Below are 10,643 nucleotides of genomic sequence, written 5' to 3' on the forward strand. Positions count from 1 at the left end.
GTTTTGCCAGACGCAGTCCGCGTCTTACCTGAAACCGCTTGCGGCCATTGCTAACGTGGTGTCGATCATGCGGTTAGCAAAGCCCCATTCGTTGTCACACCAGACCAGGGTTTTGATCAGGTGGTGACCGCTGACCCGCGTTTGCGTGCCGTCCACTATGGCACTGTGCGGATCGTGGTTAAAATCTACTGAGACTAACGGTAATTCCGTATAGTCAACTATACCACGAAATGCCCCCTCTGACGCGTTTTGCAGCAACGCGTTGACCTCACACGCCTTCACCGCCTGGCGCACCGAAACGCTCAGATCAATGGCGGTCACGTTGATCGTCGGCACGCGCACCGCGATAGCCTCGAAGCGATCGTTAAATTTCGGAAAAATACGGGTAATGCCAGCGGCAAGACGCGTATCGACCGGAATGATCGACTGACTGGCGGCACGGGTACGGCGCAGGTCGCTGTGATACGCGTCAATCACCTGCTGATCGTGCATCGCCGAGTGGATGGTGGTCACGGTGCCCGACTCAATGCCAAAGGCGTCATCCAGCAGCTTGATCACCGGAATAATGCAGTTGGTGGTGCAGGATGCGTTGGAGACAATGCGGTCAGTTTGTTTAAGAGCCTGTTCGTTAACGCCGAACACTACGGTAGCATCCAAATCGTTGCCGCCGGGATGCGAGAACAACACTTTCTTCGCGCCAGCCTGCAGATGCGCTTCACCATCGTCGCGGCTGCCGTACACGCCGGTGCAGTCCAGCACGATATCGACATTCAGCTCGCGCCACGGCAGCGCGGCAATCTCCGCCTGATGCAGGATACGGATGGTATCTTCGCCAACCCACAGCTGATCGCGCTCCTGGCGGACGTCAAAGGCAAAGCGGCCGTGGCTGGTGTCGTACTTCAGCAGATGCGCCATGCCAGCCGCTTCCGCCAGTTCGTTAATCGCCACTACGGTGATTTCCGCCCGGCGACCGGTTTCATACAGCGCACGCAACACGTTGCGCCCGATACGACCAAAACCATTTATTGCGATACGAATGGTCATCTCACTTCCTGCAGCCACACCTGAAAAAACGTGCCAAATACCTTGAGCGTTTCGCTGCGTTTTGTACAGGGAATTCTTGCCCGGTTACGGTTGCTGACGGAGAGCACACGGCTGCAACTGAAACGGTTCAGCGAGAATAAAGCATGGAAGGAATAACAGGAATGATTGCGATCAACTGTGCTGCTGATTATTGGATCTGCGTCACAAATTCAGGCAATGGCGATTATTACTGCAGGAATAATTGAACCGTTTCAGGTTGAGGTGATAACAGGCCCGCCGATCTGCTCATGGGTGGCGCGGCGCAATTTATTGCGCGTAGTTAAGCCTGAGGATGGCAGCAGAACTGCGCGATGAATCGCGCCGCTACAACACGCAGCGGCGCGATGGGTTACGCGAAATTACAGAATCGATTTCGCGGTTTTCACCACGTTAGCCACGGTGAAGCCGAACTCTTCGAACAGCTTCTCAGCTGGCGCTGACTCACCGAAGGTGGTCATGCCAACGATGGCACCGTGCAGGCCGGTGTATTTGAACCAGTAATCCGCAATACCGGCTTCGATAGCAACGCGTGCGCCAACTGCTTTCGGCAGCACAGACTCACGATAAGCTGCATCCTGCTTATCAAACGCATCGGTAGACGGCATGGACACAACGCGCACCTTACGACCTTCCGCGCTCAGCTGCTCGTAAGCGCCGACTGCCAGCTCAACTTCAGAACCGGTCGCAATCAGAATCAGCTCCGGCGTGCCGTCGCAATCTTTCAGCACGTAACCACCGCGCGCCACGTTAGCCAGCTGCTCAGCGCTACGATCCTGCTGCGCCAGGTTCTGACGCGAGAAGATCAGGGCTGATGGACCGTCAACGCGCTCGATAGCGTATTTCCACGCCACCGCAGATTCCACCTGGTCACATGGACGCCACAGGCTCATGTTCGGGGTGGTGCGCAGGCTGGCCATCTGCTCAACCGGCTGGTGCGTCGGGCCATCTTCACCCAGACCGATAGAGTCGTGGGTATAAACCATCACCTGACGGATTTTCATCAGCGCCGCCATACGTGCCGCGTTACGCGCGTACTCGACGAACATCAGGAAGGTTGCGGTGTACGGCAGGAAGCCACCGTGCAGCGCAATACCGTTGGCGATGGCAGTCATACCAAACTCACGCACGCCGTAATGAATGTAGTTGCCTGCGGCATCTTCATTGATCGGCTTCGAGCCAGACCACATGGTCAGGTTGCTTGGTGCCAGGTCAGCCGAGCCGCCCAGATATTCCGGCAGCAGCTTACCGAAGGCTTCGATGGCATTCTGCGACGCTTTACGGCTGGCGATTTTTGCCGGATTAGCCTGCAGCTGCTCGATGAACTTCTGCGATTCCGCCTGCCAGTTAGCGGGCAGCTCGTTGTTCACGCGGCGTTTGAACTCTGTGGCCAGTTCCGGATGCGCAGCGGCGTAAGCAGCAAACTTCTCGTCCCAGGCTTTCTCTTTCGCCTGGCCGGCTTCTTTGGCATCCCACTGTGCGTAGATATCAGAAGGAATTTCAAATGGCGCGTAGTTCCAGCCCAGCTGTTTACGGGTCAGCGCGATTTCGTCGTCACCCAGCGGGGCACCGTGCGAATCGTGCGTACCGGCTTTGTTCGGGGAACCGAAACCGATGATGGTTTTGCACATCAGCAGCGATGGCTTGTCGGTGACCGCTTCGGCTTCTTCTACCGCTTTTTTGATCGCGTCGGCGTCGTGACCGTCTACGCCACGCACCACGTGCCAGCCGTAGGCTTCGAAGCGTTTGGCGGTGTCGTCGGTGAACCAGCCATCCACGTGACCGTCGATAGAGATGCCGTTGTCGTCATAGAACGCCACCAGCTTGCCGAGCTTCAGGGTACCGGCGATGGAGCACACTTCGTGTGAGATGCCTTCCATCATGCAGCCGTCGCCCATGAACACGTAAGTGTGATGGTCTACGATGTCATGGCCCGGACGGTTGAACTGCGCCGCCAGCGTGCGCTCAGCAATGGCGAAGCCCACGGCGTTCGCGATGCCCTGACCCAGTGGGCCGGTGGTGGTTTCCACGCCTGCGGTGTAACCGTATTCCGGGTGACCTGGGGTTTTAGAGTGCAGCTGACGGAAGTTCTGCAGCTCGCTCATCGGCAGGTCATAGCCGGTGAGGTGCAGCAGGCTGTAAATCAGCATCGAGCCGTGGCCGTTGGACAGCACGAAACGGTCGCGATCTGCCCACAGCGGGTTAGTTGGATTGTGGTTCAGGAAATCACGCCACAGCACTTCAGCGATATCGGCCATGCCCATTGGGGCACCCGGATGTCCCGATTTCGCTTTCTGTACTGCATCCATACTTAACGCGCGAATGGCGTTGGCAAGCTCTTTACGAGAGGGCATCTTCTACTCCAGGTCGGATTAATGCTCCGCCACGCTTAACTGATTGTAATTAATGAGTTATAAGGCGAAGCGAGAAAAAAGTCGCACATCAATGTACATGAAAATCGGGGCAAAAGTACATGTATCAGGATGCTAAATCTGCGGTTCAGGGTTGCATTTCGGGGCCTGTCTGCTAGCCAATCCGCCCCTGGCACGCTATAACCAATGCGTTTAAACACCTGCGTGGTTTTTCAGGTGTTTGTTTTCTCTACTTGTTACTCAAAGGATGCTGATATGAAAATCCGCGCCATGGTTGTCGCGCTGGGAATGGTTTCGCTGCTGAGCGGCTGCGAAGGAATGGATAACAACGCACTGTTGCAGTCTGGCGCGCAGGCGTTTCAGGCTTACTCGCTGAATGATGCCCAGGTTAAAGAGCTGAGCGATCAGTCGTGTGCACAGATGGATAAAGAGAACCAGCTGGCGCCGGCCAACAGCAGCTATCAGCAGCGGCTGAACAAAATCGCCGCCGCGCTGGGCGATAACATCAACGGTGTACCGGCCAACTACAAGGTGTATCTGACCAAAGACGTCAACGCCTGGGCGATGGCCAATGGCTGTATCCGCGTTTATAGCGGTCTGATGGATATGATGAGCGACAACGAAGTGGAAGGCGTGCTCGGCCATGAAATGGGCCACGTCGCGCTCGGCCATACGCGCAAAGCGATGCAGGTGGCTTTCGCGACCACGGCGGCACGCAACGCTGCGGCGTCGGTGGGCGGCGTGATTGGCTCACTGTCGCAGTCACAGCTGGGCGAGATGGGCGAGAAACTGGTTAATGCGCAGTTCTCACAGACTCAGGAGTCGCAGGCGGATGACTATTCGTACGATCTGCTGAAGAAGCGCGGCATTAATCCGCTTGGTCTGGCGACCAGCTTCGAGAAGCTGGCGAAGCTGGATCAGGGCCGCCAGAGCTCAATGTTTGACTCGCATCCGGATTCTGAGTCGCGCGCGCAGCATATTCGCGACCGCATCGCGGCGGATGGTAAGTAGTCGCCGGTCTTCCCCTCACCCCAGCCCTCTCCCGCACGCGGGAGAGGGAGCAGTCCGTGCTGTTCTCACCTCCCGCTCGATCGGTTCCCTCTCCCGCATGCGGGAGAGGAAGCGGTCCGTGCTGTTCTCACCGCCGGCTCGATCGGCTCCCTCTCCTGAGGGAGTGGGAGCAGTCCGTGCTGTTCTCACCGCCCGCTCGATCGGTTCCCTCTCCTGGGGGAGAGGGTCAGGGTGAGGGCAGCCGTCCGCACTGCCGCTTAACCTTTATTCGCCGCCTGCACGTGCAGCATATCCAGCGCCAGCGTCGCAGCGGCCAGTGAGGTCAGGTCGGCGTGATCGTAGCCCGGTGCCACTTCCACCAGATCCATCCCCACAATGTTCATACCCTGCAGGCCGCGAATCAGCTTGGTGGCTTTATCGCTGGTCAGGCCACCAATAACTGGCGTACCGGTGCCTGGCGCATGGGCCGGATCGAGGCAGTCGATATCAAACGTCAGGTACACCGGCAAATCGCCCACGGTGCGCTTCACTTCGGCCAGGATGTCGTCCACGCTGCGGTCATTAACCTGCGCGGCGTCCAGCACGTTGAAGCCCAGGCTCTTATCGAACTCGGTACGGATACCAATCTGCACCGAATGCTGCGGATCGATCAGCCCTTCCTGCGGCGCAGTGTAGAACATAGTGCCGTGGTCAAAAGTCGGGCCGTTGGAGTAGGTATCGGTATGCGCATCGAAGTGCACCAGCGCCATCTTGCCGAAGTGTTTGGCGTGCGCGCGCAGCAGCGGCAGCGTGACATAGTGATCACCGCCAAAAGTCAGCATGCGCTTGCCGTTCGCCAGCAGCTTTTCCGCGTGCGCCTGCAGCTTGTCGGACAGATCCTGTGAATCACCGAAGGCGTACACCAGATCGCCGCAGTCCACCACGTTGAGGCGCTGACGCAGATCGAAATCCCACGGCCAGCGGCAGCCTTCCCACGCAAGATTAGTGGAGATCTGACGGATCGCCCCCGGCCCTAAACGGCTGCCCGGCCGGCCTGACGTCGCGGCATCAAACGGCACGCCGGTAATCACCCACTCGGCGTCGCTGTCGTAAGGCTGGAAGTTCAGCGGAAAACGCATGAAACCGAAGGCGTTAGAAACCAGGGAGTTGTCGTACTGATTGCCCAGCGTGTTGTACATAACGAGTCCTCTTAAATCCTTAAATCGGTTAGCCAGTTAAGGTATAGATGAAAAAAATCCCCTCCGCGTCGTTAGGCCCGACGAGGAAGGGATTGATGGGCGTGATTATCGCCGAGATTGCCGCGCATCGCAATTAGCGCTCGCGCATCGCCTCTTTGGCCTTGTTAAACGGTTTGACCAGATAATCCATGATGCTCTTCTCGCCGGTTTTGATATCCACGGTGGATACCATGCCCGGGCTGATGGCAAAGCGCCGGCCAGCCTTGTTCTGCACATAGTCGTTATCAGTACGAATAAACACGCGGTAGTAGTAAATCTCCGGTTTGACTTCGTCCTGGATGGTATCCGGCGAAATGCTTTCCACCACGCCGTTCAGGCCGCCGTAGATGGCGTAATCGTAAGCGGAGATTTTTACCACCGCGCGCTGGCCGGGATGGATAAAAGCAATATCGCGCGGCGACAGGCGTGCTTCAATCAGCAGCCGATCGTTCATCGGTACGATGTTCATCAACTCACCGTTGGGCGGAATCACCCCGCCCACCGTCGAGACTTTGATGTTTTTCACGATGCCGCGCATCGGCGCGCGGATGGTCAGACGCGTTACGGTATCTTCGCGCCCTTTAATCACCTGCGCCAGGCTGTCGGCTTCGGCGCTGGCCTTCGCCAGCTCTTCGCGCGCCTGCACGTAATACTGCGAGCGCATATCGGTAAGTTTCAGCTCAAGGTCGGACTTATCGCGCTGTAAGCGCAGCACTTCCACGCTGCTGGCGGCACCAGTTTTCGCCAGTCGCTGAGTAATAGCCAGTTCGCGATTAGCCAGCGCCAGCGACTCCTTAAACTGCCGGGTTGCATCATTGAGCTGGGCGCGTTTGGTGTTATACAGCCGGGTTTCCGCCGCGATAAGATCCGGGTAGCCCTTCAGCTCGGCGGGAAACGTGAGCGGATCATCGTTCACTTCCGCACGCAGGCGCGAGGCCGCTGCCAGTGCGGCCCGGTAGCGCGCCGCGCTCTCGCCGACGCTGGACTGCGAGCGTGTGGCATCCAGTTTCGCCACGATCTGCCCGGCCTGCACGCGATCGCCCTCATGCACATACAGTTCCGTAAGAATGCCGCCCTCCAGCGACTGCAGCACCTGCTCGCGCGAACTGGGGATCACCTTCCCGGTGCCGGTTGAGACCTCATCCAGCATGCCAAACCACGCCCACACCAGCGCCACCACGATCAGCGCCGTGCTGATGACGATCAGCCGCACTGCGCCGGTGTAGTGGCTTTCCGATTTCAGTTCACCGAGCAGATCGTCGGACGAATCCACTTCCGCGGCGGTCACCAGCCGCAGTTTTGCCGGCAATTGTTTCATCATGCCTGTCCCTCCCCCGCCGCTCCGCTGGCGCGCGGTGCCGGCAGCGCGTTCTCTTTCGGGCTATCCATTACCAGCTGCCCCTCTTTCAGCACCAGTATGCGATCGACCAGCGACAGAATCGCCGCGCGGTGCGTCGCCACGATCAGCGTGCGGCCATTCAGCCAGGCGCCCAGCCGCTCAATAAAATCCTTCTCGGTATGATCGTCGAGCGAAGCGGTCGGCTCATCCAGCAGCACGATATTAGGATCGCGCAGCAGCATGCGCGCCAGCAGCAGCGACTGGCGCTGGCCGCCGGACAGCCCAACGCCGCCCTCCATGACCGGATGATCAAGCCCGAGCGGCAGACGGCGAATAAAATCGGCCCCGCCACTGACCGTCAGCGCGGCAAAAATCGCTTCGTCGGTGGCGTGCGCCGCGCCCATGGTGAGGTTTTCCCGCAGCGTACCGTGGAACAGCCGCGCGTTCTGCGTCAGTAGCCCGACGTTGCGCCGCACGTCCGCGACATCAATATGCGGCAGGCTGAGATTGTCCAGCCGCAGCTCGCCGCCCACCAGATCCATGCCGCCGGCCATCGCCTGCAGCAGCGTGGATTTGCCGGAGCCGTTGCGCCCCAGCACGGCGATGCGCTCACCCGGCTTGATGGTCAGCGTCTTGATGCGCAGCGCCACCGTCAGCGAATCGCTGTAGTAGCGGAACATGGCATCGGTGAACTGATAGTGGCCAAACAGTACCGGACAGTGAATGCGCGTTTCGTCTTTACTGTTCTCCACCGGCAGATTCATCAGCGCATCGAGGCTGCTCTTCGCCGCTTTTACCTGCTGCCAGCGTGCCAGCACGCCACACAGCGTCGCCATTGGCGCAATCATGCGTGAAGACAGCAGCGACGCGGCGACAATCGCCCCGGTGGTGATATCGCCGTTGATCACCATCGGCGCCCCGACCACGATCACGCTGGCGTACACCAGTCCCTGAATAGTGACGCCCCAGCTAATCAGCGCATGCATCACTTTGCGCATCTCGACGCCCGACTGCGCGGTGATGCGGATATAGCTGTTCCACTGCTGCAGAAAGCGATCCTCCGCCTGCATCAGCTTGATATCTTCCAGCCCCTGCACGCTCTCCACCAGCACCGCGTTGCGCAGCGTCGACTCTTTCAGGTTTTGCTGCGCCAGCTTCGCCAGTTTTTTCTGGCTCAGCACGCCGGGCAGGATCATCAGCAGCACCGCCACCGGCGCGATCCACGCCAGCTGCGGCGCGATGATCGCCATCACCAGCATAAACAGCAGGAAGAACGGCATGTCGACGATCGCCGTCACCGTGGTCGACGTCACCATTTCGCGCACCGCTTCCAGCTCGCGCAGCTGCGAAATAAAGGTGCCGGTCGATCGCGGCACCGCGCTGTTGCGCAGCCGCAGCGCATGGCCGAACACGCGATCGGAGACGCGCATATCGGCGCGCTTGCCGAGCAGATCGGTGACGTGATCGCGACCGACGCGCAGAATATAGGTGAACACCACCGAGAGGATCACCCCGATATACAGCACGTACAGCGTGGGGTACGACTGCGCCGGAATCACCCGATCGTACACCTGCATCGAGAAGATGATGCCGACCAGCGCCAGCAGGTTGATCAGGAACGATCCCAGCATCACGTAGCCGTAAGGACGCATGTCGTGCAGCACCAGACGGCGCAGCCAGTCGGGCCTGACCGTGGCGAGATAGCGATCGACACGGCTATCTTTGGCGGCCGTCACCGGACGCAGCGCCGCGGCGTAGCGGATCTGCGGCAGCAGCGTGTTCAGCGCGATCGGCGCCGGTTGTTCATCGCCGGCCAGGTGCACGCGCACCGTGTCATCGCCATCAAAGCTGGTGATGACGCCAACCTGGCCGTCGCTCAGTTCCACCGCCAGCGGCAAGCGCCAGCTGCTGATCTCCCACTGATGCTCTTCATACAGCTGCAGCGACAGCCCGGCCTGACGCGCCAGATGGCGCAGTGCTTTATCACGTGACTGTTTGCCCTGCCATTCGCTGGCAGCCATGATCATGCCCGGCGAGCACGGCAGACGATAATGGGTGGCGATGAGAATAATGGCGGTGGCCCAGCCGTGTAACGGCACCTCGCCACCGGCGGCGCTGGCGGGATTGCCATTGGGTGCGTCCGGAATCTGTAATTGCGTCATGGCTGGATCTCCACAGACTGGATGCGCTGGTTATTCAGCGCAAACGCTGACCGCATCTGCCCGGTGCTGTATAAGCAGTCGAGCTGCAGTGAACGTAACTGACTGATGGTTTGCTGCATGGCGAAGCGCGTCTGAAACACTTCCTGTTCGGCGTTGAGCACGTCCAGCAGCGGACGGGTGCCGAGTTGCAGATACTGGTCCTGATACAGCTGCTGCGTCTTCTCGCCCAGCGTCTGCTGACGCGACATGATCGCCAGGCTCTGCGACAGGCTCAGCGCTTCGGTTTGCGATTCGCTGAGCTGCTGCTGCGCTTTGAGACGCGCCGAGTTCACCGCCGCATTGGCCGCCTGCAGCGCGCTGGCCGCCGCATCGCGCGCCGCGGTAATGCCGCCGCCCTGATACAGCGGCATCTCAACTTTGACGAACGCGGAATACTGGGTGCGGTCGAGCGTTTCGCTGCCGGAGTAGTGATTGTTGAGGTAATGCGTGACCTGCGGTTCCAGCGAAATGGTGGGTAAATTCTGCGCGTTGGCGTTATCCAGTTTAGCCTGCGCCTGCCGTGCCTGCGCCCACGCCGCCAGCACCGCCGGATTGGATTTGTCGTCAGCTTTGCCCACCGCGCAGGCGCGCGTCAGGCTGGGCGGAAACGCATCGCTGACCTTTTTCACCAGTGGCCAGCCGAGATAGCTGGCCAGCGTGGCACGCCAGCGGTTGAGGCTGGCCTGATACTGGGTCAGCGTGGTGCGCGCGCCTTCGATACGCGCGTCGGTCTGGGTGGCGTCCGAGAGCGATGCCGCCCCCTCTTCATTGCGCTGACGCGCCAGATCGCCAATCTTACTCAACGCCGTCAGCTGATCCTGGGCGATCTTCACCAGTTGCTGATAGCCCTGCACCTGCACCAGCGCGGCGGCGGTGTCGTGCGCGACGGTATCAATACTCACCAGCACGCTGGCCTGCTCCTGCGCCACCCCGGCTTCGGCGGAGCGCACCGAACTGCTGACTTTGCCGAAGTCATACAGCATCTGCGATACCGACAGCACAAATGACGGGCTGAAGCCTTTCTCGCTGTAGGCGTTGCTGTAGCCGTTGTTCATGCCGGCGCTGATTTGCGGATAGTATTTGGCCTGCGCCACATCGACCTGGCTGGCCTGCTCCAGCATTTTGCCAATTGCCTGCGCGATGTCCGGATGCCACTGGATGGCGCGCTGTACTGCCTGGTTAAGGGTTAAGGTATCCGGCACGTTAGCCAGCGCGGGTTCGGCCACCTGACCGGTTAAGGAGGGAAGATCCTGCTGCTGCGCCAGACCGGCTGAGGTTATGCGCCCCGCCTGCGTCACGGCATCACTGGCAGCCATAAGATGAGAACTGTGAAAAAACACAATGCCAGCACACAGGGCGCTGAGCTTACAGGTACGGCGAGTTGTTGCGCCTGATTGCATCAGATCCATCGATTGTTCACCAG

At 59.5% G+C, this 10,643-nt stretch carries 7 protein-coding genes; 1 reads left to right on the forward strand and 6 read right to left on the reverse strand.

What is annotated here, in order from left to right; translation table 11 throughout:
• Positions 1 to 24 precede the first annotated feature (24 nt).
• Positions 25 to 1,044, reverse strand: coding sequence for an erythrose-4-phosphate dehydrogenase (epd, locus tag OXR61_RS15820; protein WP_021506647.1), 1,020 nt, complete (start codon positions 1,042 to 1,044; stop codon positions 25 to 27).
• Between the two features lie 398 nt (positions 1,045 to 1,442).
• Complete coding sequence (tkt, locus tag OXR61_RS15825) at positions 1,443 to 3,434, reverse strand: transketolase (RefSeq protein WP_021506646.1); 1,992 nt, start codon at positions 3,432 to 3,434, stop codon at positions 1,443 to 1,445.
• Between the two features lie 273 nt (positions 3,435 to 3,707).
• Here tkt and OXR61_RS15830 point away from each other — a divergent pair, with 273 nt between their 5' ends.
• Positions 3,708 to 4,463: a M48 family metallopeptidase gene (locus OXR61_RS15830; RefSeq protein ID WP_021506645.1), complete on the forward strand. Its 756-nt coding sequence runs from the start codon at positions 3,708 to 3,710 to the stop codon at positions 4,461 to 4,463.
• A 257-nt stretch (positions 4,464 to 4,720) separates the two neighbouring features.
• On the opposite strand, the gene speB is transcribed toward OXR61_RS15830, so the two are convergent.
• The 4 genes from speB to OXR61_RS15850 form a co-directional block, all read right to left on the reverse strand.
• Complete coding sequence (gene speB / locus OXR61_RS15835) at positions 4,721 to 5,641, reverse strand: agmatinase (protein WP_021506644.1); 921 nt, start codon at positions 5,639 to 5,641, stop codon at positions 4,721 to 4,723.
• A 133-nt stretch (positions 5,642 to 5,774) separates the two neighbouring features.
• Positions 5,775 to 7,001, reverse strand: coding sequence for an HlyD family type I secretion periplasmic adaptor subunit (locus tag OXR61_RS15840; protein WP_021506643.1), 1,227 nt, complete (start codon positions 6,999 to 7,001; stop codon positions 5,775 to 5,777).
• The gene (locus tag OXR61_RS15845) at positions 6,998 to 9,181 is read right to left on the reverse strand and encodes a type I secretion system permease/ATPase (protein ID WP_021506642.1); all 2,184 of its coding nucleotides are present in this window, start codon (positions 9,179 to 9,181) and stop codon (positions 6,998 to 7,000) included. The genes OXR61_RS15840 and OXR61_RS15845 overlap by 4 nt, the downstream gene beginning before the upstream one ends.
• Positions 9,178 to 10,629, reverse strand: coding sequence for a TolC family outer membrane protein (locus OXR61_RS15850; protein ID WP_031279469.1), 1,452 nt, complete (start codon positions 10,627 to 10,629; stop codon positions 9,178 to 9,180). The genes OXR61_RS15845 and OXR61_RS15850 overlap by 4 nt, the downstream gene beginning before the upstream one ends.
• Positions 10,630 to 10,643 lie beyond the last annotated feature (14 nt).

It is taken from the genome of Pantoea sp. GM_Pan_4 (genome assembly GCF_026541005.1).
Lineage (GTDB): Bacteria > Pseudomonadota > Gammaproteobacteria > Enterobacterales > Enterobacteriaceae > Pantoea > Pantoea dispersa.